This window comes from Erwinia sp. Eh17-17, from assembly GCF_039675725.1.
Classification (GTDB): Bacteria; Pseudomonadota; Gammaproteobacteria; order Enterobacterales; family Enterobacteriaceae; genus Erwinia.
Map to the genome: position 1 here is coordinate 161,479 of NZ_JBDFQT010000002.1, position 23,132 is coordinate 184,610.

Genomic DNA, 23,132 nt, shown 5'->3' on the forward strand with positions numbered 1-23,132 from the left:
CATCGTGTCAGATGCTCAGATCAGGCCTGAAATTCAGGCTGACTTTACCGAATATCCTCTGGTTGCCGCGCAGCCGGGGATCTGGATCGCCGATCAGATTGCCCGCAGCAGAAACAGCTTTGCCGTCGCCCACTACAGTGAACTGCACGGCGATATTGACCGCGTCTGCCTGGACCGCGCGATTCGTCAGGCGATGTCGGAAGCCGACACCGTGCAGGCCACTTTCGGCCCCGGTGCAGACGGTCACCCGGTTCAGCGCCTGCCGCACCGCTGCAAACCGCAGCAGGTTCAACCGGTAGAGTGGGTTGATTTCAGCCAGCGCAGCGACGGCTTACAGGCGGCGCACGACCTGATGCAGGCCGATCTGGCCGCCGATCTGCCTGCCGACGGCGAGCGCCCGCTCTACCGCCAGCTGATGATCCGCGTCAGCGCAGACCGCTGGTTCTGGTATCAGCGCTATCACCATCTGATGCTTGATGGTTTCAGCTTCGAAGCCCTGACCCGACGCGTGGCGGCGGTCTATCAGGCGCTGCGCGCCGGTGAGGTGCCGTCTGCCTCACCGTTTATTTCCTTTGGTGAGGTGGTCGCCGAGTATCAGGCCTGGCAGCATTCGCCCGCCTGCGAACGTGCAGCGCTGTTCTGGCAGCAGCGCGGGAAAAATTTCCCGACGGCGATCTCGCTGTCGGGAGAAACCTTTACCGCCAGCGGCAGCAGTGCGCCCCTGAAACAGACGGTGGCCCTGCCCCCGGAGCTGCTCAGCACGCTCAGCCGCCAGCCGGGCCTGCAGGAGAGCGCTCCGGCAGAGGTGGCGAGCGCCCTGCTGGTCGCCTATCTGGCGCGTATCAGCGGTGAACCCCGTCTGAGCATCGGCTTCCCGTTTATGCGCCGTATGGGCTCCGCCGCGCTGGCCGCCACCGGCCCGGTGGTTAACGTTCTGCCGCTGCTGCTGGACGTCGATGACAGTATGACGCTGGCCGCTATCAGCCAGGCGCTGCAGAGCGAAATTAAACAGGTGCGCCGCCACCAGCGCTATGAAGCCGAGCAGCTGCGCCGCGATCTCGGCCTGGTCGGCAGCAGCCAGGGGCTGTACGGTCCGGTGATTAACCTCAAGGTCTATCACGACAGCCTGACGTTTGACGGTATTGAGGCCGTCAGCCACACCCTGGCGATGGGCCCGGTGGACGACCTGGAGTTTGAAGTAGGGTTCCGGCTCGGTCAGCTGCAGATCACCCTGGTGGCCAGTGCCGAAAAATACGATGCGCAGACGCTGGCCTGGCACGGTGAACGTATTACCTTCCTCGCCCGACAGCTGGCGCAGCAGCCGCAGCGCACTCTCGCAAGCCTGGCGCTGACGGGCGAAAATGAGCAGCAGCAGATTGACGGCTGGTCGCAGGGGATCCCCGTCACACCGCCTGAAGGTGTGGTGTCCATCCTGGCCATGCTCCAGCGCCAGGTGGAGGCTCAGCCCGATGCGGTGGCCGTTGCCTGTGGCGACGTCAGCCTGACCTACCGACAGCTTTCGGCCAGGGCGATGCAGCTGGCGCGCGAGCTGATTGCCCGCAATCTGGGCGCAGACGACGTGGTGGCAATTGGCATTCCGCGCTCCGTGGACTCGCTGGTGGCGATCTTCGGCGTACTGGCCAGCGGCGCCGCCTACATGCCGCTGGATCTGGACTATCCGCGCGAGCGCCTGACGCTGATGTGTGATGACGCACAGCCCCAGCTGCTGCTGACGCACAGCAGCCTGGTGGAGCGGATGCCGCAGGGCGCTTATCTGTGCATCGATGATGCCGCCGTGCGCGCCGCCTGCGACGCTCACCCCACCGCCCCGGTGAACGACAGCGAGCGCCGCGTCGCCCAGTGCGGCGAGCATCTGGCGTATATGATCTACACCTCCGGCTCAACCGGACGTCCGAAAGGGGTGATGAGCACCCACGCTGGCCTGCTGAACCTGTTCCTGTCTCACCAGGCCAACCTGTTCGGCCCGGCGATTGAACGCTTCCACCGCAGCCAGCCGCGCCGCATGCGCACCGGCCACACCGCCTCGTTCTCGTTTGACTCCTCATGGGAACCGCTGTTCTGCATGATGATGGGCTGTGAGTTGAATATCTTTGATGAAGAGCTGCGCCGCGACGCCTGGGCGCTGTTGCAGAAGATGAAACAGGTGCCGGTTGACCTGCTGGATATCACCCCGTCGTTCTTCTCACAGATGATTGATGCCGGTCTGTTTGAGGCGGACAGCCACCGTCCGGCGTTTGTGATGATCGGCGGTGAAGCCGCCACGCCAACGCTGTGGAAACTGATGCAGCAGCACCCGGAGCTGGAGATCCACAACTACTACGGGCCGTCTGAATATACTATTGATACCCTCGGAGCCAGCGTGATGGTCTCTGACCAGCCGGTCATCGGCCGCCCGGTCGGCAACACGCAGGTCTGGCTGCTGGACAGCAAGTTGCGTCCGGTGCCGGTGGGCTGCGTCGGGGAACTGTATATTTCCGGAACCGGGATTGCCCGCGGCTATCTGCGCCGTCCGGACCTGACCGCCGCCCGCTTTGTCGCTAACCCGTTCCTGGAGGGCGAAGTGATGTACCGCAGCGGTGACCTGATGCGCTGGCGCAGCGACGGCCAGCTGGCCTTTATTGGCCGTTCCGATCACCAGATCAAGGTACGCGGATTCCGCATCGAGCTGGGAGAAGTGGAAAACGCCCTGGTGGCGCTGGAGGAAGTCAGCACCGCCGTGGTGATCGCTCAGCCTCTCGGCGCCACTAACCGCCTGATCGGCTACTGCTCGGTGTATGACGAGGCCCTGCGCGCCGACGACCAGCTGTCAGCGAAGCTGCTGGCGAAGCTGGCGGTCACCCTGCCCGACTATATGGTTCCGGCCATCCTGGTGGTGATGGACGAGCTGCCGCTGAACGTCAACGGTAAAATTGACCGTCAGGCGCTGCCTGAACCGCAGCAGGTGGCCTTTACACCGGGCCGCGAGCCGCAGGGAGTGGAAGAAACTCTGATCTGTCAGGCGGTGGCTGACCTGCTGGGCATGGAGCGCGTCGGCGCTGACGATGATTTCTTCGCCCTCGGCGGCGACAGTATTTCCGCCATGGGGCTGGGGACCGCTGCCCGCCGCGCAGGCTATCAGCTGCGGCCGCGCGATATCTTTGCTCAGCGCACCCCGGCGCGCATGGCACAGAACATGCCGCCGCTGACGACCCGCACGACGGCGAGTAAAGTGAAGCAGCACGGGCCTGTCAGCGGCCTGCCAATCCTGCACTGGTTTAACCAACACGGCGGCATTAATCAGCGTTTTGCCCACGGCGTGTTCCTGCAGGTTCCCCCTGTCCTGCAGTCAGCGCAGTTGGAGCAGGCGCTGGACACCCTCAGCCAGGCGCATCCGGCGCTTTCCGCCTTCACCCGCGACGGCCAGCTGGTTGTTGGTGAGGCACGCCCGGCCGGCTTCACCCGCTGGGTCAACACTCAGGCGCTGCACGATGCCCCGGAAGCCTGTGCTGAAGATGCCTTTGATGCCGCCGTCACCCGTCTGGACCCGGCGAACGGCGTGATGATGCAGGCCACCCTGTTGCAGCATAACGGCCAGACTTTCGGTCTGGTGCTGGCCGTCCATCACCTGGTGGTGGACGGCGTCTCCTGGCGCGTGCTGCTGGAGGAGCTGCGTGAAGCCGCTGAAGCCGCCATTAACGGTACGCCGCTGACCCTGCCGCCGGAAGAGACGTCGCTGCACGACTGGTCGGCCGCTCTGCTGAGCAACGTGGCGCAGCGCGTGCCGGAACTGCCGTTCTGGCAGAGCATGTTGCAGCACCCGGTGCCGCGGCTCGGCCAGCGGGCCGTGTGTAAACAGGATACCCACAGCGAGCTGAAAGAGAAACGCACCCTGCTGAATGGCAGCCAGACTCAGGCCCTGCTCTCCACCCTGCCGCAGCAGTTCCGCGCCAGCGTGGAAGAGACCCTGCTCAGCGCCCTGTCGCTGGCGCTGATCGACCACTTTGCCGTCAGCCAGCTGCGCTACACGCTGGAGTCTCACGGTCGCGCTGAACTGCCGGGCGATCGCGATCTGGCCCGCACCGTCGGCTGGCTGACCGCCGAATATCCGCTGCTGGTGACGCTGGACGAGGGCGATAGCGGCAACCTGCGCGATGCCGTTCGTGCGGTGAAAAGCGTGCTGCGTAGCGTACCGGATCGCGGCGTAGGCTACGGTCAGCTGCGCTATCTTGATGCCGTGCGCGCCCCGCAGCTGGCAACGCTGGCGCAGCAGCACGCCCCGGAAGTGCTGTTTAACTACCTCGGACGCTTCAGCGCGGCAGAGGACCTCTGGACCCCGCAGCGCACGCGTAAACATTTCCGCGACACTTTTGCGGTGTATCAGTCACCGGAAATGCCACAGCTGCACGCGCTGGAGGTCAACATTTTTGTGGATGAAAGCGCGCTACAGCCCCAGCTGGCCATTAACTGGGGCTGGCTCAGCGGGGTGTTCAGCGAGCAGGACATTGATGCCCTGCACCAGGCGCTGGCACAGGCCTGCGAGGCGCTTACCGATTTCGCTCAGCGCCATCCGCAGCAGGCGGCTGATACTCTGGTGGCGGCAGAGGTGGCGATTGACGGCATCCGCCAGCAGGATGTGGTGGCGCTGGGCGAACGTCACGGTCCGCTGGCCGCCGTGCTGCCGCTGCTGCCGTTACAGAAAGGACTGCTGTTCCATGCCGCCACGGCGGATAACAGCGGCAGCTATAACTCCCTGACGCGTCTGACCTTTAGCGGCGAACTGGACGAGAATCGCCTGCGGGCGGCGCTGGATGCGGTAGTGCATCACCATCCGCAGCTGGCAGCACGCTTCGACAGCGAACAGGCATTACAGCCGTTGCAGCTGATCCCGGTGCTGACGCCGGAACAGCCCGTCTGGACGCTGGACAGCCATGCATTACCTGCGTTCAGTGCGGCTGAAGAAGAGGCCGCGCTGCTGGCGCTGGAGAAGCGCGAGCTGGCACGGGACCTGTTCAGTCAGCCGGTGATGCTGCACGCGCTGCTGATCCGACACGCCAGCAGGGAGCGATCTACGCTGATGCTGAACGCCCATCACCTGGTGGTCGACGGCTGGTCAACGCCGGTGATCCTCGGCGATCTGTTTACCGCCCTTTATCACGGACCGCAGGCGCTGACGCCACACCGCTTCAGCTACGCGGATATCGTTCGTCAGCTGGCCGCGCGCGATGCTGAGGCCTCGCGCCAGCTGTGGCGGCAGGTCTTGCAGGATGTGCGCCCGACGCTGCTGTTTGGCGAGCAGGCCCACAGCGGTCCGGTTCACGACCTCGATCTGGTGCTGGATCCTGAGCTGGAACGCGGCCTGCTGGCGCTGTGCCGCAGCCGTGGCCTGACGCTGAACAGCGTGATGCAGGGCATCTGGGGTATGCAGCTGGCGATTGAAAGTGGCCATCAGGATGTGGTGTTTGGTTCCCCGGTGTCCGGGCGCTTCGGGCAGATTGACGGTCAGGAGCAGCACGTCGGCCTGTTCAGCAACACCCTGCCGGTGCGGGTGCGCTTTGACAGCCAGCGGCCGCTGCTGGCACAGCTGGCCGACCATCAGGCGCAGCAGATCCAGCTGATTGAACATGACGACCTCGGCCTGGGCGAGATCCAGCAGCTGGCCGGGAGCGGCACGCTGTTTGACACCCTGCTGGTGGTGGAAAACTACCCGGACAACGCCAGCCTGCTGCAGGGCCATAACGGCCTGCGCTGCGAGCGGATCGGCAACCGTGGCTACACCCACTACCCGCTGACCCTGCTGGTGCTGCCGGGCGAGCGTCTGCATCTGCTGATGGAGTACCGCGATGCGGTGCCGCATCCGCAGCGCTTTGCCGACCGCCTGCTGATGCTGATTGCCCAGCTGGTGGCACAGCCCGACCTGCCGCTGACGCGCTGGCAGCTCCAGACGCCAGATGAACGGGCGCTGATTGCCAGCGTGAACAACACGGCTTACCCGGTGGCGGCTGGTACGCTGCACGGTGCCATTGAGCAGCAGGTCAGGCGCACGCCGGACGCGCTGGCACTGCTGGACGGCGAACACCGCCTGACCTATCGGCAGATGCAGCAGCAGGCCCGCCTGCTGGCCGACCGCCTGATTGACGCCGGGGTAAAACCGGGTGATATCGTCGCCGTCGCCCTGCCGCGCTCGGTGCGTCTGAGCCTGGCGCTGACCGCCATTCTCCAGGCCGGTGCCGCCTGGCTGCCGCTGGATACCGGCTACCCGGATGACCGCCTGGGCTACATGGTCGCCGATGCCCGTCCGCGCCTGATTATCAGCGAAAGCGCCCTGGCCACCCGTTTTGCAGTGATGGGGCCAATTCTGACCTTTGACCAGCTGAACGATGAGGCGCGTCAGCCGCGGCACCCGCTGCCCGCTGCTGACAGCACCCGTCCGGCCTATGTGCTGTATACCTCAGGCTCTACCGGGCGGCCGAAAGGGGTGGTGGTAGGCCAGCAGGCGATCGTTAACCGCCTGTGGTGGATGCAGGACGAATATCCCATGGACGCCAGCGACGTGGTGTTGCAGAAAACGCCGTGCAGTTTTGACGTTTCAGTGTGGGAATTCTTCTGGCCGCTGATGGTCGGATCGCAGCTGCTGATGGCTCCACCGGAAGCGCATCGCGACCCGGATGCGCTGGTGCAGCTGATTGAAGACTATTCTGTGACCACCCTGCACTTTGTACCGTCGATGCTGGCGGCGTGGGTCACGGCGCTGGCCAGCCGCGACGGCAGCGATAAGGGTTGCCACAGCCTGCAACGCGTGTTCTGTAGCGGTGAAGCGCTGTCGTGCGATCTGGCTGCCAGCTATGAAGCGCTGATCGCCGCGCCGCTGCACAACCTGTATGGCCCGACCGAAGCCGCGGTGGATGTCACTTATCATCCGGCCAGCGGTGAAAGCCTGAAACAGTGCAGCGGCGCGGGCGTGCCGATCGGCTATCCGGTGTGGAATACCGAACTGCGTATCCTGGATGCGCTGCTTCGCCCGGTCCCTACCGGTGTGGCGGGCGACCTTTATCTGTGCGGCGTTCAGCTGGCGGAAGGTTATCTCTATCGTGCCGACCTGACCTCACAGCGCTTTGTCGCCGACCCGTTTGCCGACGGTGAGCGGATGTACCGCACCGGTGACATCGCCCGCTGGCTGGACAATGGTGCCGTGGAGTACCTGGGGCGCAGTGACGATCAGCTGAAAATTCGCGGTCAGCGCATTGAGCTGGGCGAAATTGAGCAGGCGCTGTTAACCCTCGACGGGGTGGCGCAGGCCGTGGTCGCCGCGCGCGAGCTGGGCGGCGTGTCCCCGGTCGGAGTCGATGCCCGCCAGCTGGTCGCCTGGCTGATTGCGCAACCGGGCATTGCGCTGGATACCGCCGTGGTGCATCAGCAGCTGGCGCAGCGCTTACCGGCGCATATGCTACCGGTCAGCTATGTGCTGACCGACCGCTTCCCGCTGAGCGCCAACGGCAAGCTGGACCGTAAAGCCCTGCCCGCACCGCAGGCGCCGCAGTCTGCCGGCCGCCTGCCGCACAGTGGACATGAGCGGCTGCTGGCAGAGCTGTTCTCCCTTCTGCTGGCGCGTGACACCGTGTATGCCGACGATGATTTCTTCGCGCTGGGCGGGCATTCGCTGCTGGCGATGCGTCTGGCCGCCGAGCTGCGTCGCCGTCTGGCACCGCTCTCTATCGGGCAGATCATGGCTGCGCGCAGCGTGGAGAATATGGCGCGCCTGCTGGATAACGACACTCAGGGGGCCAGCACCGACAGTCGCGCTAACGGTGAGAGCCTGCCGTTCCGCAGCGGCAAAGGACCAACGCTGTTCTGCATCCATCCGGCGTCCGGCTTTGCCTGGCAGTATTCCGGCATGATGCGCCACCTGGGGGGCCACTTCCCGATTGTCGGTTTACAGTCACCGCGCCCGGACGGGGTTATTGCCGCCTGTGACAGCGTGGATGAGATGTGCGAGCGTCATCTGGCGACGCTGCGCAGCATCCAGCCACACGGACCGTATCATCTGCTGGGTTACTCGCTGGGAGGCACACTCGCCCACGGTATCGCCGCGCGTCTGCAACAGCAGGGAGAGCAGGTGAGCTTCCTCGGTCTGCTGGATACTTACCCGCCGGAAGGCCAGGACTGGACCCAATCGTCAGAAGAGGATGCGCGTGCAGAAGTGGCGCGCGAGGAAGCGGAGTTTATGGCCGCAACCGACAGTGACGATGCCATGTTACAGGCAGAAAAGACGGCGATGTTCAGCACCATCGTGGCAAACTACGCGGATGCGGTACGCCGCCTCAGCACTGCGACCACGCCTCACTTTGCCGGGCAGGCTACGCTGTTTGTGGCGAAGAACACCCTGCCAGACGGCATGGATGTGCAGGCGGGCTGGGCACCGTATCTGCAGCAGTTGCAGGTTCACGAAATCGCGTGTGAGCATATGGATATCCTGTCACCGGAAACGCTGGTGACGCTGGGTCCACTGCTGGCGGGGATTATTGAGGAGTGTCAGTACCTGGAGTAAGGCGTAGGGGTCGGGCACCTGAGGTGCCCGACCCTGCGAACAGAGTCATTACGCTTTATCGTTCAGCACCAGCTGGCCATTGTTATCCAGCGGAATGCGTGTGCCGGGGTCATTCTCCATACGGATTTTGCCCTGCTGGTCACCAATCTTATAGGTGACGTCATAACCCAGCATTTTTTCCTGCTTATCGTATACCGTTTTGCAGCGCTGCTGCGTGGTGGTATAGGTATCGCGATCCTGCATGGCACCCTGTACCTGATTCCCGCCGTAGCCACCGGCCAGCGCACCCGCTACCGTTGCCACGTCACGTCCACGCCCGCCACCAAACTGATGACCCAGCACGCCGCCTGCCACGGCACCCAACACCGAACCGGCAATGCGGTTTTCGTCCTGCACCGGGCGACGGTGCGTCAGCGTTACGTTACGGCACTCCTGACGGGGATTCTTCAACGTCTCTTTAATTGGCGTTGCTGAAAGCACCTGAGCATACTGAGGGCCGCGATCGAAAACATTCATACTGGCAACTGCAGCCACACCCAGGGCGGCAGCCACACCGATTCCAATACCCGCTAACATTGATTTATTCACAGGAAACCTCCTGACATTGTTACCGCGCATTTTTGCCTGCTGCTACATCCTGTAACAGGTGCGGCATTTCCGGCGTGCGCGACGCGCCGTGTTAATTAGTAAGAATTTTGCGGGGAGTAAGGGAATGTGACAATAAGAATACTGGACGAAAATTAGATCCAGCATCATAAGAGAAAGCTTTTAAGAGTGTTCTTATCAGGAGGGGATCAGAAGAACGGCTTATCAGTGACCGGAGGACGTTCCGGTATCATAAGCCGTTTTAAGATGGCGACGCCGTTACCGGCAGCGCGTTAGTGCAGCTTGAGACGCGGGCGGATCACGCGGTTAATGCTGCCCACCAGCATCATCAGCCCGGTCTTGAAGTAGCCGTGCAGCGCAACCTGGTGCATACGATACAGCGAGATGTAAACGAAGCGCGCAATGCGCCCTTCCACCATCATTGAGCCACGCATCAGGTTACCCATCAGGCTACCAACGGTACTGAATCGTGACAGCGACACCAGAGAACCGTGGTCTTTATAAACGTAAGGTTTCTGCGGCTGCCCTTTCATATCTGCAAGGATATTCGCCAGCACGCGCGAAGCCATCTGGTGTGCAGACTGCGCGCGGGGAGGAACAAAGCCGCCCGCTGGCAGTGCGCATGAGGCACAGTCACCGATGGCGTAGATATTCGGGTCGCGGGTGGTTTGCAGGGTTGGCTCCACCACTAACTGATTAATGCGGTTGGTTTCCAGGCCACCCAGATCTTTCATAAAGTCCGGTGCTTTGATGCCTGCCGCCCAGACCATCAGATCAGCATCAATAAATTCGCCGCTTTTGGTGTTCAGGCCTTTTTTATCGGCGCTGGTCACCATGGTCTGCGTCAGGACGCGCACGCCCAGCTTCGTCAGCTCACTGTGGGCCGCGCTGGAGATGCGCGGCGGCAGCGCAGGCAGGATGCGCTCCCCGGCTTCCACCAGCGTCACGTTCAGTGTCTGGTTGTCCAGCCCTTTGTAGCCGTAGCTGTGCAGCTGCCTGACGGCGTTATGCAGTTCGGCAGAAAGCTCCACCCCGGTTGCACCCGCGCCGACAATGGCGATGTTCACTTTATCCTGCGTACCTTCGCTGGCCGAGAATTTCAGGAACAGGTTCAGCATCTCGTTGTGGAAACGACGGGCCTGATGCGGGTTATCAAGGAAGATACAGTTCTCTTTCACGCCCGGCGTGCCGAAGTCGTTAGAGGTACTGCCCAGGGCCATAACCAGCGTGTCGTAAGCCAGTTCGCGCTCCGGCACCAGCAATTCACCCTGCGCGCCGCGAATTTCTGCCAGCTGCAGGCGATTGTTGTCGCGGTCGAGGTTAGTCAGCGTCCCCAGCTGGAAGCTGAACCCGTGCTTGTGCGCGTGTGCCAGATAGCTGAGGCCGTCAATGCCTTCATCCAGCGATCCGGTAGCCACTTCATGTAACAGCGGTTTCCACAGATGGCTGTGGTTACGGTCCACCAGCGTAATCTGCGCTTTTTTCTTGCGGCCCAGTTTGTGCCCCAACTGAGTTGCCAGTTCAAGACCTCCGGCACCTCCGCCAATGATTACAATTTTTTTCATAGGTGTTGTCAAACGACCCTCTCTAAAAGTAAACCAATCGTTAATTAAAAGTTAAATAAATAACCTTAATTAACATAGGGTTGGCGATGTTAATTCGCGAGCTGGGGCCAGAATAACACGTGAGAATTCATCTGTTCTAAGAAAATTGATCCAGGTCAAATTTATTAGCAAAACTAAGAATAGTACGAATAAAGACCCTATTTACAGCCCGCCTTTTAGCGGGCACAGGTCATTTTTACTGCGGGAATAAGACGGGGATTAACCTAATGATTTGAAGGCTTTGATACGCGGGAGATGATGAGAAATATTTCTGAACTTGTGCCCTTCCACTTCATCCCATACCAGCTCATAAAAGTGGCGCAGCTCTTCAGCACTGCGCTGATTATCGAGCGCATCATCATGGCGGGAGAGGATCGTCAGGCAGCGGTCACGGTTTTTCTCGCGAAAATTACTGACGCACTTGGTGGCAATATCGACATACTCTTCAGGGCGGTCAATTTTACCGGTCATCACTTCCTGCGGCCACAAATTGGGATTGAACATCACCTGACGCACATCGCACAGGAAACCAATACGTTCAGCCCAGTAGCCGCCGAGCCCGACACCGCAAATCAGCGGGCGCTCGTCATCGCTCTGCTGCAACATCCTGTAGGCTTCTTTCAGCAGATGCTGCATATCGTGTTTCGGATGCCGGGTGCTGTAACTGAGCAACCGGACATCCGGGTCGATAAACTGCAGCTGCAATACTTTTTCATGGTTGCCTGGGCTGTTTGAATCGAAACCGTGTAGATAAATAATCATGCTCATCCTCACCGTTGATGCGCCGCAGGCCGCCTGAAGTCAGATGCCCGACGCCGCTTTATGGTCCAGCCAGCGCGCCTGCAGCTGACTCAGCCTGGCTGCCGTCTCTTTCCAGCGCGCAGAGTCCCGCAGTTGCTGACGGGTAAACGAACCCTGATGGTAAAGCTGTGTCACTCTTTCAGCATTGATCGGCGACAGGTTATCCAGCACGCTCACCGCACCCTGACGATTATTGCACACCAGGATCATGTCACACCCCGCCTCCAGGGCGGCCTGACCGCGTTCAGCATAGCTGCCCATGATCGCGGCACCTTCCATCGACAGATCGTCAGAGAAAATCACGCCGTTGAAGCCCAGCTCCTGACGCAGCACGGTTTTCAACCAGTGCGATGAGCCGCTGGCCGGGCGTGGGTCCACCTGAGTATAGATAACGTGGGCAGGCATGATGGCATCCAGCGCCTGTTCGTCGATCAGCTGCCGGAAGATGGGCATATCGTGCTGACGAATCTCCGCTTCGCTACGCGTATCACGCGGCGTCTCTTTGTGAGAGTCCGCACTGACTGCGCCGTGTCCGGGGAAATGCTTACCGGTGGTTTTCATCCCGGCATCATGCATCCCGCCAATAAAGCAGCGCGCCATCTGCAGGGCAATCGCCGGGTCTTCATGGAAGGAGCGCTCGCCAATGGCCGCACTGCCGTGACCGATATCCAGTACCGGTGCAAAACTGATATCGATATCCATGGCAATCATTTCTGAGGCCATCAGCCAGCCGGCCTGGCGGGCCAGGGGTTCAGCCTCTGCACCTTTGTGCAGCGCGGCAAACGCCTGCATTGCAGGCAGGCGCGTAAATCCGTCGCGGAAGCGCTGTACCCGCCCCCCTTCCTGATCAACTGCGACCACCAGACGATGACGCGAGGCGGCACGGATCTGCCGCACCAGTTCGGCCAGCTGCGCCGGGTCGTGGTAATTTCGGCTGAACAGGATCAGCCCACCCACCAGCGGATGCTGTAAAATTTCGCGCTCTTCGGCATCCAGCTCGCAGCCTTCAACATCTAACATTACCGGTCCCACACTTCACCTCTTAAACTGATGACATGCGCTGCCAGCCCTGAGCTGCCAGCGTCTGAAAATGGTGTTCGCCACTCTGCTGAAAGCGCAGTTCGTACCAGCTGGTAGCCAGCAGGTCGAGCCACGGTGACCAGCGCTTAACCTGGTGGCGCAGAGTGTCATAATCGAATTGCTGCTGGCGGGCATAGCGGGCGAGCAGCTGCTGTTGCTGCTGCTGATTCAGCCCGTTGCCACTTATTATGGCGGCGAGTTCCAGCGCCACATCGCCATCCCCGGCGTACTCCCAGTCAATCAGCCGCAGCCGATCGCCTTCGGCAATCAGGTTTCCACTGTGGATATCCATATGCAGCACGCCCGTTCGCAGCGGTTTCGGCTCCCCCTGGCGCTGACAGCGCTGCAGCGCCCGCAGCCAGTGTATCTGCCGCCGGACAGGGGAACTGCGCTGCCAGTAGCGCATCAGCAGCGGCAGGATCTGTAAAGGATACCCCGTCAGCGGCTGTCGGTGCAGCCGCACGACCTGGTCCACAATCCTGTCCTGCCAGCGGTCCCACTGCTCCGCTGCCAGCGTGTTTCCCGGCAGCCAGGCCAGCAGCAGCCAGCGCGCACTGCGCCCGTAAACACGGGGCACCAGGCCGCTGGCCGCCAGCTTGCGCAGCAGGCGATACTCACGCTGACGATCCACCCCCGGCATGGCGAGCAGACCCGCCGCGCGCCGTGCCAGCAGTGAGGTATCGCCAGCAGAGACCTGAACGCTGAAACCACTCATCCCCGCAAGGGGAGAAAACGAAACGGCGGCTTGCGCCGCCGGAAATTGTTGCGTGATCAGCCGTTGCAGATCGGAATCAATGCTGAACGGCACCGCTGCCCGACCAGATGATTTCGCCGGTCTGCACCAGCATCAGCTGCATTTGCAGCGTCGGCGATTTCACATCCCCTTCTGCATTGCTGTACAGCACATACTGCGCCCCGACGTAACGCGCCAGTCCGACAGCTTTACTGCGCGATACCAGGCTGTCTTCAGCGGAAAGCCCCAGCGTCTGCTTTGCCACGGCCAGCTGCTGCGGCGTCACCAGCGTAAACTGGCTGTTGCCCTTCAGCGCGCCCTGCAGCGCCGCGGTGGCTTTTGCACTTTGCAGGCTGCCGTTAGTGCTGTTTTTCACATTATCGACCAGCAGTACGCTGCCCGCTGTGATGCCATCGGCTTTCAGCATCTGTGCCACCAGCGGCGACACGCTGGCAGGCCAGTTAAGGGTCTGCATCTTTGGTGGCTGCGGCACATTCTGGCCCGGCTCAGGCTTTGGCTGCTCCGGTACGGAGATCGGCGGCTGTACCGGCTCAACCGGTGCCGGTGGCTGTGTTTCCTGCTGCCGGGTAAGACAGCCGCTCAGAAACAGTGCCAGCATCAGCACGCCTGAGAACTTTACGATATTCCTGTTCACGCGATAACTCCTTACAGATACAAATACAGACGAACTTTACTCGCCGTCAGATTACCGGTTTGCGATGAAATGTCGGCTTTGCCATTGCCAGGCACTATCAGAGTTCGCGGTCGTTCAAAAGGGAGAATTTCCAGCCCTTTGTCATCATACCAGTAGAAACGATAGGTCACCTGCACCGGCTTTTCCTGCTGGTTGAATAATACCGTTGCCGCGCGCTGCTGCCCTTCGTTCTCACGAATGGTGGGTTCATCGGTAGTGATCCCCGCCGACAACACCGATGACTCCATCACCAGTGACTGGGAAGTATTAATGGTGGTGCGATCGCTGCTGCATCCGGTTAACCCCACCAGCAACGCTAAGATCAGGCTTGCCCGCATAAAGTTCAGTTCTCTGTAGTCTGGCATCAGGATGCCAGCATTGGGCCTAAAGGACGGCCTCCGACCAGGTGCAGGTGGATATGATAAACCTCCTGCCCGCCGTGTTGATTACAGTTCATGATCAGACGGTAGCCGTCTTCAGCAATCCCTTCCTGTCTGGCAATTTTAGCCGCTACGGTGATCATCCGCCCCAGTGCGGCCTCATGCCCGGCCACCACATCATTGGCGGTGGCAATCAACAGATTCGGCACAATCAGAATATGCGTCGGCGCCTGGGGAGAGATATCACGAAAAGCCGTGACCAGCTCATCCTGATAAAGGATATCAGACGGGATTTCACGCCGGATGATTTTACTGAAAATGGTTTCTTCAGCCATAGTCTCTGTCCTTATGATTTTGCCAATAGAAGTTAACGCAGTATGAGCGAGAAAATCGTTTTCTTTCAACCTGCAACTGCTTTTTCTTTCTTTAGCTGGCCGTGTTTGCGGCAATTTTTTCTGCACGGTACCCGGCCACGCGGCTTTTTTGTGCAGCCCCTCTTAAAATGAACCCGCCAACCTTTAAAAATAAAACACTGTTTTATAAATTTAGATATTGCACATATCGATGACGGTAATTTTGCCACCGCGAGCGGCGATGCGGCAAAAACGACAAGGTTCACCCGTCATGAACGCTCTATTTTTCCAGTATCCGCTCAAGTTGTCCGGAACATGTGGTTAATCCCACCCCACAGCACAAGGAGTTTTCCTGATGCATAAGCGTAAGATAGGACTGGCAAATTATTTCGCCTACGGTTCCGGCGATTTTCTCGGTGCCGGGACGACGGCACTGACCGCTGCCTGGCTGCTCTATTTTTACACCACGTTCTGTGGCCTGACGCCCATTGAGGCTACCTTTATCTTCGCCCTGGCGCGCGTGCTGGATGCGGCGATCAGCCCACTGATGGGCTTCCTCACCGATAATTTCGGCAGTACCCGCCTGGGTAAACGCTTCGGCCGCCGTAAGTTCTTTATCCTTTTGGGCATCCCCTGCGTATTCAGCTACAGCCTGATGTGGGTCGGTGATATGAGCTATATGTGGTATCTGCTCACCTACCTGCTGTTTGATATCGTCTACACCATGGTGCTGGTGCCGTATGAAACGCTGGTCCCCGAAATGACCGACGACTTCAAACAGAAGACCCGTTTCTCCGGCGCGCGTATCGCGCTCGCCCAGCTGTCTGCCATTCTTGCCGCCTTTTTACCGGGTATCCTGCTGGGTATTTTCGGAAAGGATAATGCGGTGTCGTTCTTCTATTCCAGCCTGGTGTTCTCCACCCTGTGCGCCATCGTGCTGACCCTGGTGTGGTTCTTCACCTGGGAACGCCCGGCAGATGCGCTGTCGGAAGAGTCAAAGCGGGCGGAGGCCGAAAAGAAACAGCTGACGCTGGGTCAGAGCCTGAAGCGCCTGTATGTCGAACTGGCATCGACGCTGCGCATCCGCATTTTCCGTCAGCACCTTGGCATGTACCTCGGCGGTTATATCGCTCAGGACGTGTTCAACGCGGTGTTTACCTGGTATGTGGTGTTCGTACTGATGCAGAGCGCCCAGCTGGCCTCGAACCTGATGGGAACCATGGCCGTGCTGCAGTTTATCGCCGTGATCGGCATGATCCCCCTGTGCATCCGCATCGGCCCGGCCCCGGCCTACCGCCTGGTGGTGGTGCTGTTTGCCGCCAGCGCCCTCTCCTACACGCTGCTGTGGTATGCCGGGATGAGCAACAATCTGACGCTGCTGGTACTGATCTCCGCCGTTGCCGGTCTGGGACGTGGCGGCATCAACTATGTACCGTGGAATATTTATACCTATATCGCCGATGTGGATGAAGCGATTACCGGCCAGCGCCGTGAGGGGATCTTTGCCGGGATCATGACCCTGACGCGAAAGGCTTCCCAGGCGGGTGCCGTCATGGTGGTCGGTATCGTGCTGCAACTTTCCGGGTTTGTCTCTGGCCGTACAGAGCAGCTGCCGCAGGTCGGGCATACCATTGTCTGGATCCTCAGTCTCGGCACGCTGGCGATGCTGACCTTCGGTTTCATTATTTCCCTGCGCTTTAAGCTCGATCTGGCCACGCATCACACCCTGCGCGAAGAGACGATCAAAATGCGCGAGGCCGACGGCGTGGTGCCACAGCAGTTGACGCCGCAGTCGCGCGCCGTAGTGGAAACCCTCACCGGCATGCCGTATGAAAATCTGTGGGGTAACAACAATATTGGCTACCTCAACCGCAATAAACCTCAGGCGGCAGCACTTTCCGACAGTCGCGCCGTCTTCCCCGCTATCCGACCTCAGGAGCAACATGATGACAGTTTACCCGGTTAAGCACAGTGCGCTGCTGCGCCAGCCCGAATTTCTGCTGCCACGCACCGACTTACTGCAGCTGATTAGCCGCCTCAGTGACAATCTGGTCGGCATTACCGACGAGAGCGGCGAATTTCTGCTGCGCCTGGATGATGGCCGGGTGATTGACACTAAAGGCTGGGCGGGATGGGAGTGGACGCACGGCATCGGGCTGTATGGCATGTACCATTATTATCAGCAGACTGGCGACAGGCTCACGCTCCAGCGGATTGACGACTGGTTCAGCGCCCGCCTGCAGGAGGGCACGCCGACGAAAAATGTGAATACCGTCTGTCCGTTCCTGACACTCGCCTATCGCTATGAGGAAACCGGTGACCCGGCGCTGCGCCCGGTGCTGGAACGCTGGGCTGAATGGGTGATGTATGAAATGCCACGCACCGAGCACAACGGCATCCAGCATCTGGTGTACAACAATGAAAACCATCAGCAGATGTGGGATGACACCCTGATGATGAGCGTGATGCCGCTGGCTAAAATCGGGCAGTTGCTAAACCGCCCGGAGTTTGTTGAAGAGGCAACCTATCAGTTCCTGCTGCACACCCAGTATCTGATGGATCGCCAGACGGGTTTGTGGTTCCACGGCTGGACGTTTGACGGACATCATAATTTTGCCAATGCCCGCTGGGCGCGCGGTAACAGCTGGCTGACCATCGCTATCCCCGATTTTATAGAGCTGATGAACTGGCCGGAACAGCATGCCACCCGCCGCTACCTGTTACAGGTGCTGGAAACACAGATAAAAGCGCTGGCAGCCTGTCAGCATGACAGCGGCCTGTGGCACACGCTGCTGGACGACCGTGATTCCTATCTGGAAGCCTCCGCGACCGCCGGTTTTGCTTACGGCATTCTGAAAGCAGTGCGCAAACGCTACATTGCGCGCGAGTATTACCCGCTGGCAGAAAAGGCGCTGAAGGGGGTGGTTGAACGCATCAATGACGACGGCGAGCTAACCCAGGTCTCTTTCGGCACCGCGATGGGCAGCGACCTCGACTACTATCGGCAGATACCGCTGACCTCGATGCCGTATGGTCAGGCGATGGCGCTGCTGTGCCTGACGGAATATCTGCGGGTGTATCTCTGATTCGATAAAACCCATAAAAAAAGGGGCGCTTACGCGCCCCTCTTCTGATGTTCAACCCGTAACGAATTACAAATTGCGCATGTAATCATCCATATCGGTTTTCAGGTTATCGGATTTCGTTCCGAAGATAGCCTGAACGCCGGAACCTGCCACGACCACACCGGCCGCACCAAGTTTTTTCAGACCTGGCTGGTCAACTTTAGCCACATCCGCCACGCTAACGCGCAGACGGGTGATACAGGCATCCAGGTTGGTGATGTTTTCTTTACCACCAAACGCAGCGACCAGGTTTGCAGCCATTTCGTTCGCGTTACCGCTGGTCTGCTCGCTGGTGGTCTCTTCACGACCCGGCGTTTTCAGATCCAGTTTGGCAATCAGCACGCGGAAGATGGTGTAATAAACCAGACCGTAGATGATACCGACAATCGGGAACAGCCAGATTTTGCTGCTGTTACCGCTCAGCACGATAAAGTCGATCAAACCGTGCGAGAAGCTGGTGCCATCACGCATACCCAGCAGGATACAGATTGGGAACGCCAGGCCTGCCAGAATGGCATGGATTGCATACAGAATTGGCGCGACGAACATGAACGAGAATTCGATTGGCTCGGTGATCCCGGTCAGGAATGAGGTCAGTGCCGCGGAGATCATGATGCCGCCGACTTTGGCACGGTTTTCAGGTTTCGCTGAGTGCCAGATGGCAATCGCCGCCGCTGGCAGACCGTACATTTTGAACAGGAAGCCACCGGACAGTTTACCTGCCGTTGGGTCACCCGCCATATAGCGTGGGATGTCGCCATGGAACACCTGGCCTGCGGCATTGGTGTATTCACCAATCTGCATCTGGAATGGAACGTTCCAGATGTGATGCAGACCGAACGGCACCAGAGAACGCTCAACCACACCGTAGATACCGAACGCCACTACCGGGTTCTGATAGGCAGCCCACTGTGAGAAGGTCTGGATGGCGGTGCCGATTGGAGGCCAGACGAAAGAGAGCACCACGCCGATGAAAATCGCGGTAAAACCGGAAATAATCGGAACGAAACGTTTACCCGCGAAGAAGCCCAGATATTCTGGCAGCTTGATGCGATAGAAGCGGTTAAACATATAAGCAGCAATGGAACCGGCAATAATACCGCCCAGTACCCCGGTGTCCGCCAGGTGTTTTGCCGCAATCTCTTCGGCAGGCAGGTGCAGCACCAGCGGTGCCACGACTGCCATGGTTTTCACCATGATGCCGTAGGCGACCACAGCGGCCAGCGCCGACACACCGTCGTTATTGGTGAAGCCCAGTGCCACACCGATAGCGAAGATCAGCGGCATGTTGGCAAACACCGAACCACCGGCTTCCGCCATTACGTGTGAAACGACCGCCGGCAGCCAGTCGAAGTTGGCAGAACCAACGCCCAGCAGGATCCCCGCGATCGGCAGAACCGATACGGGCAACATCAGCGATTTACCGACCTTTTGCAGGTTCGCAAATGCATTTTTGAACATAGTGTAAAGCTCCTGAGTATGAGTGCTTTTCTTCGCGCTGTGCGCGTTGCAAGAGGGGGAGGATCCTCCTGCGGGTGGGGCAATTTATATGCCCTCGGTATTTATTACGAAGAGTAAAATAAATCCGTTCAGATTTGTTTGATGGCTATCACGTTTCATTGAACGCATGTCATTTCTTTAGATTAAGTTGACGATAAATGCCAATTTTATGCTCAAAAAAAGTGCAGCCCCCTCTTTTCATGGCGCTGCACTCTACGACTTTTGCTTATTAATTACGAGCTATAAAAGAAATCCTGACGGCAAATCAGCCGGTCAGTCGTGACAGGGGCACATGAAACAGCCGGGAAAAGTTTTCCGTGGTCGCCTGCGCCATCTCTTCAATACTGACGCCTTTTACCACGGCCATATATTCCGCCACATCACGGGTATAGGCAGGCTGATTCTCTTTACCACGATGCGGTACCGGAGCCAGATACGGCGAGTCTGTTTCCACCAGCATACGATCGAGTGGCACATAGCGTGCGGCTTCGCGGATCTGCTCTGCGTTACGAAACGTCGCAATGCCGGAGAAAGAGATATAAAAGCCCATATCCAGCAGTTTCTCCGCCGTTTCACGATCCTCGGTAAAACAGTGCAGTACGCCGCCACACTCTTCGGCTTTCTCTTCCTGCAAAATGGCCAGCGTATCTTCACGCGCGTCGCGGGTATGCACGATAACCGGCTTATTCAGGTCACGCCCTACGCGGATATGCTCACGAAATGACGCCTGCTGCCGGACCATCGTCTCTTTCTGGTAGAAGTAGTCCAGCCCGGTTTCCCCCATCGCAACCACGCGCGGATGGGCAGCCAGCTGGCGCAGCTCAGCAAAGTCATACTCCTCTTCCTGATTCAGCGGATGTACGCCGCAGGAATATGCCACGCTGTCACGCTCACCGATCAGATCCACCATGGCTTTATAGCCCGGCAGGGTAGTGGCAACCGCCAGCATAAACTTCACATCACGTGCGGCGGCCTTGGCCAGCACGTCTGACACGTCCTGATGCAGGGTTTCATAATTCAGGCCATCAAGATGGCAATGGGAATCAACTAAAAACATAATTTACTCTCTAATGCGGTGAACCGGCTGACGCCGGTTTGATCATCGTTTCCCAGCTCAGCAGCTGTTCGGTCAGCAGCAGCTCGCGGTTGACGGCAACAACATTCAGCAGGCGGTCGCGGCAGACCATCCACTGGCGCAGACTGGCGTCAATAGCGCTGGCGGGGAGCAACCCGGCGATATGCATCACCTCGCTCTGGCGATCAACGTTAGTGATAAACTGCCCACCGCCCTGCTGCCATTTCACGGCATCCACCAGCAGCGAACAGAACCAGCCAATACGCTGTGCCACATCATCATGATGCAGCACGGGCAGCAGACTGAGCATATCGCCCTGCAGGGCCACGGGCAGCGCCTGACAGACCTGCTGCCGCTGCTGCCAGGTTTTTTCATTCAGCAGGGCCAGCGCGGCCGCGGGTGCGCCTGACGACAGACGCAGCGCAGCCGTACGCTCATTCAGACCCGCTGCACACTGTTTCTGTAACCATTGCAGGCTCTGATTTTCCTCCGGCGGCGCCAGATGCCAGAGCAGGCAGCGGCTGCGTAGCGTCGGCAGCAGGCGCGAAGGTTCCCGGCTGCTGAGCAGGAACCAGGTGTTCTTTGGTGGCTCTTCCAGCGTTTTCAACAGTGCATTGGCAGCCGCCTCTGTCAGTTGCCCGGCATCCGGTAGCCAGACTACTTTCGCCCCGCCCTGCTGGGCGTGATGATAGAGTTTTTCCGTCACGCTGCGGATAGCATCAACACCGAGTGAACTCTTGCCTTTTTCCGCTTCCAGCCGATACCAGTCAGGATGCGTCCCGGCCAGCATCAGCTGGCAGGAGTGGCATTCCCCGCAGCTTTTCAACCCGTCAGGCTGCCTGCACATCAGCCAGCGACTGATGCCCCAGGCCAGGGCATCATCCCCCATGCCCGGCAGCGCCTGGATCAGCAGCGCATGGTGACCACGCTGTTGCTGATGCTGGCTAAGAATTTGACGGTAGCTGTGATTCAGCCACGGATACCAGTTCATTGCTGTTCCTGTAACCACTGCGCCAGCGTCCGGCGCAGGGAGGCGGTGACCTGTTCCAGCGGCTGAGTGGCATCCACCGTTTTGATACGGCTGTCTGCCGCAGCCAGCGCCAGATAACGGTCACGGGTTCGGGTAAAGAAGTTCAGTGACTCCTGCTCAATACGGTCAAGAGCACCGCGCGCGCGCGCGCGCTGCAGACCGATCTCCGGTGTCACATCCAGATAGAGCGTCAGGTCCGGTGAAAAATCGCCCAGCACGGCCTGCTTCAGGCTCTGCATTAAGCCGCTGTCCATCTCGCGTCCACCGCCCTGATAGGCCTGTGACGACAGGTCATGACGGTCGCCCACGACCCAGGCACCGCGCGCCAGGGCAGGTTTAATCACGTTTTCGACCAGCTGAACGCGGGCGGCATACAGCATCAGCAATTCGGCCCGATCGGTGATGGGCTCATCATTAATGCCCTGCTTAATCAGTTCGCGCAGCTTTTCTGCCAGCGGAGTACCGCCGGGTTCGCGGGTGAAAACGATGTCGTTAATGCCGTGCTGCTGGAGTTCACTCACTACCGCATCACGCGCCGTGGTTTTCCCTGCTCCTTCCAGCCCTTCAATAACGATAAATTTACTGTTCATTTTTTTCCTTCATCGCCAGGCGATACACCTGTACGGCTTTATTATGGCTGGCCAGATTAGTGGTAAAGGTGTGTCCTCCTTTGCCATCGGCCACGAAATAGAGGAAGTTGGTTTTATCGGGATGCGCGGCCGCCGCCAGAGAAGCTTTGCCCGGCATGGCGATCGGTCCTGGCGGCAGTCCGTTAATCGTGTAGGTATTATACGGCGTCGGGGTATCCAGATCTTTACGCGTCAGGGTGCCTTTGTAGTTTTCCCCCATCCCGTAGATCACCGTCGGATCGGTTTGCAGGCGCATGCCCAGGCGCAGGCGGTTAATAAACACGGAGGCGACGCGGTTACGTTCAGCGCTGACGGCGGTCTCTTTTTCAATAATCGATGCCATAGTGAGCAGATCATTTTTGTTTTTATACGGCAGATTGTCCATTTTTCCCTGCCACTCGCTGTCCACCAGCTTCTCCATCCGCTCATGAGCACGCTTCAGCAGCGCCACATCCGTGGTATTCGCCGTGTAGAGATAGGTGTCCGGGTAGAACCACCCTTCCACTCCCGCCTGCTCATCCTTCAGGTTCAGCGCCGCCGCCAGCGTGCTCAGCTTGTCATCGCTCAGGGTATGTTTGATGTAGGGTGTGGTGCGTAGCTGACTCAGCCACTCCTGCATACGGGTGCCCTCAACGAAACGCAGCGGGAACTGTGCCTCTTTACCGCTGGCCAGCAGCTCCAGCATCTGACGTACGGTCATGTCCGGCAGGAAACGATAGGTCCCGGCCTTAAAATTGGCCAGGTCGGGTTCCAGCTTCAGCAGTACGCCAAACCACGGGCCGGCGCGCACAATGTGTTTTGACTCCAGCTGTGCTTCCAGCACCACGCGGCCTGAGCCTGGCGGCAGCGTAAATATCGTTTCTTTGCTAATCGTCAGCTTAGAATCAGCGAACTGACGCGTTTGCCAGTAGCCAAAGGCGGCAGCGGCCAGAACGACAGCCAGCAGCACCACAATAATTTTTCGGATTTTAGTCATG

General features: G+C 59.3%; 16 protein-coding genes. 3 read left to right on the forward strand and 13 right to left on the reverse strand.

Translation table 11 applies throughout. The features are described 5' to 3' along the window. The first annotated feature begins 4 nt into the window (after positions 1-4). A complete protein-coding gene (locus tag ABEH87_RS06110) occupies positions 5-8,545 on the forward strand; it encodes an amino acid adenylation domain-containing protein (RefSeq protein WP_346574883.1) in 8,541 nt (2,846 codons plus the stop codon). Positions 8,546-8,593: 48 nt separating this feature from the next. On the opposite strand, the gene ABEH87_RS06115 is transcribed toward ABEH87_RS06110, so the two are convergent. The 8 genes from ABEH87_RS06115 to hinT all read right to left on the reverse strand — a co-directional run bounded on the left by ABEH87_RS06115 (position 8,594) and on the right by hinT (position 14,778). Further along, positions 8,594-9,133 (reverse strand): glycine zipper 2TM domain-containing protein, encoded by a 540-nt coding sequence (locus ABEH87_RS06115; protein WP_346574885.1) that lies wholly within the window; start codon positions 9,131-9,133, stop codon positions 8,594-8,596. A gap of 290 nt (positions 9,134-9,423) precedes the next feature. After that, positions 9,424-10,728, reverse strand: a complete 1,305-nt coding sequence (locus tag ABEH87_RS06120; protein WP_346574887.1) for an NAD(P)/FAD-dependent oxidoreductase — start codon at positions 10,726-10,728, stop codon at positions 9,424-9,426. Between the two features lie 246 nt (positions 10,729-10,974). Continuing rightward, positions 10,975-11,517, reverse strand: coding sequence for an alpha/beta hydrolase YcfP (ycfP, locus tag ABEH87_RS06125; RefSeq protein ID WP_346574889.1), 543 nt, complete (start codon positions 11,515-11,517; stop codon positions 10,975-10,977). 39 nt (positions 11,518-11,556) lie between these two features. Next, on the reverse strand, positions 11,557-12,576 hold the full coding sequence (gene nagZ / locus ABEH87_RS06130) for a beta-N-acetylhexosaminidase (protein WP_346574891.1): 1,020 nt from the start codon (positions 12,574-12,576) through the stop codon (positions 11,557-11,559). 22 nt (positions 12,577-12,598) lie between these two features. After that, entirely contained in the window at positions 12,599-13,444 is an 846-nt protein-coding gene (thiK, locus tag ABEH87_RS06135; protein WP_346574893.1) for a thiamine kinase, read from the reverse strand. Then, on the reverse strand, positions 13,428-13,988 hold the full coding sequence (lpoB, locus tag ABEH87_RS06140; RefSeq protein ID WP_346576155.1) for a penicillin-binding protein activator LpoB: 561 nt from the start codon (positions 13,986-13,988) through the stop codon (positions 13,428-13,430). The genes thiK and lpoB overlap by 17 nt, the downstream gene beginning before the upstream one ends. A 47-nt stretch (positions 13,989-14,035) precedes the next feature. Further along, positions 14,036-14,401 (reverse strand): DUF1425 domain-containing protein, encoded by a 366-nt coding sequence (locus ABEH87_RS06145; RefSeq protein ID WP_346576157.1) that lies wholly within the window; start codon positions 14,399-14,401, stop codon positions 14,036-14,038. Between the two features lie 26 nt (positions 14,402-14,427). Further along, the gene (gene hinT / locus ABEH87_RS06150) at positions 14,428-14,778 is read right to left on the reverse strand and encodes a purine nucleoside phosphoramidase (RefSeq protein WP_346574894.1); all 351 of its coding nucleotides are present in this window, start codon (positions 14,776-14,778) and stop codon (positions 14,428-14,430) included. Positions 14,779-15,151: 373 nt separating this feature from the next. On the opposite strand from hinT, the gene ABEH87_RS06155 reads away from it, so the two are divergent. Both ABEH87_RS06155 and ABEH87_RS06160 read left to right on the forward strand, forming a co-directional pair. Next, complete coding sequence (locus ABEH87_RS06155) at positions 15,152-16,762, forward strand: MFS transporter (protein ID WP_346574896.1); 1,611 nt, start codon at positions 15,152-15,154, stop codon at positions 16,760-16,762. After that, the gene (locus ABEH87_RS06160; protein ID WP_346576159.1) at positions 16,743-17,882 is read left to right on the forward strand and encodes a glycoside hydrolase family 88 protein; all 1,140 of its coding nucleotides are present in this window, start codon (positions 16,743-16,745) and stop codon (positions 17,880-17,882) included. Before ABEH87_RS06155 ends, ABEH87_RS06160 begins: the two co-directional genes overlap by 20 nt. A 66-nt stretch (positions 17,883-17,948) precedes the next feature. On the opposite strand, the gene ptsG is transcribed toward ABEH87_RS06160, so the two are convergent. The 5 genes from ptsG to yceG form a co-directional block, all read right to left on the reverse strand. After that, positions 17,949-19,382: a PTS glucose transporter subunit IIBC gene (gene ptsG, locus ABEH87_RS06165; protein ID WP_346574898.1), complete on the reverse strand. Its 1,434-nt coding sequence runs from the start codon at positions 19,380-19,382 to the stop codon at positions 17,949-17,951. A 304-nt stretch (positions 19,383-19,686) separates the two neighbouring features. Beyond that, complete coding sequence (locus tag ABEH87_RS06170; protein WP_346574900.1) at positions 19,687-20,478, reverse strand: metal-dependent hydrolase; 792 nt, start codon at positions 20,476-20,478, stop codon at positions 19,687-19,689. A gap of 10 nt (positions 20,479-20,488) precedes the next feature. Beyond that, on the reverse strand, positions 20,489-21,487 hold the full coding sequence (holB, locus tag ABEH87_RS06175; protein ID WP_346574902.1) for a DNA polymerase III subunit delta': 999 nt from the start codon (positions 21,485-21,487) through the stop codon (positions 20,489-20,491). After that, complete coding sequence (gene tmk / locus ABEH87_RS06180) at positions 21,484-22,116, reverse strand: dTMP kinase (RefSeq protein ID WP_346574903.1); 633 nt, start codon at positions 22,114-22,116, stop codon at positions 21,484-21,486. The genes holB and tmk overlap by 4 nt, the downstream gene beginning before the upstream one ends. Beyond that, positions 22,106-23,131, reverse strand: coding sequence for a cell division protein YceG (yceG, locus tag ABEH87_RS06185; protein ID WP_346574904.1), 1,026 nt, complete (start codon positions 23,129-23,131; stop codon positions 22,106-22,108). The genes tmk and yceG overlap by 11 nt, the downstream gene beginning before the upstream one ends. Between the last annotated feature and the right edge of the window lies 1 nt (position 23,132).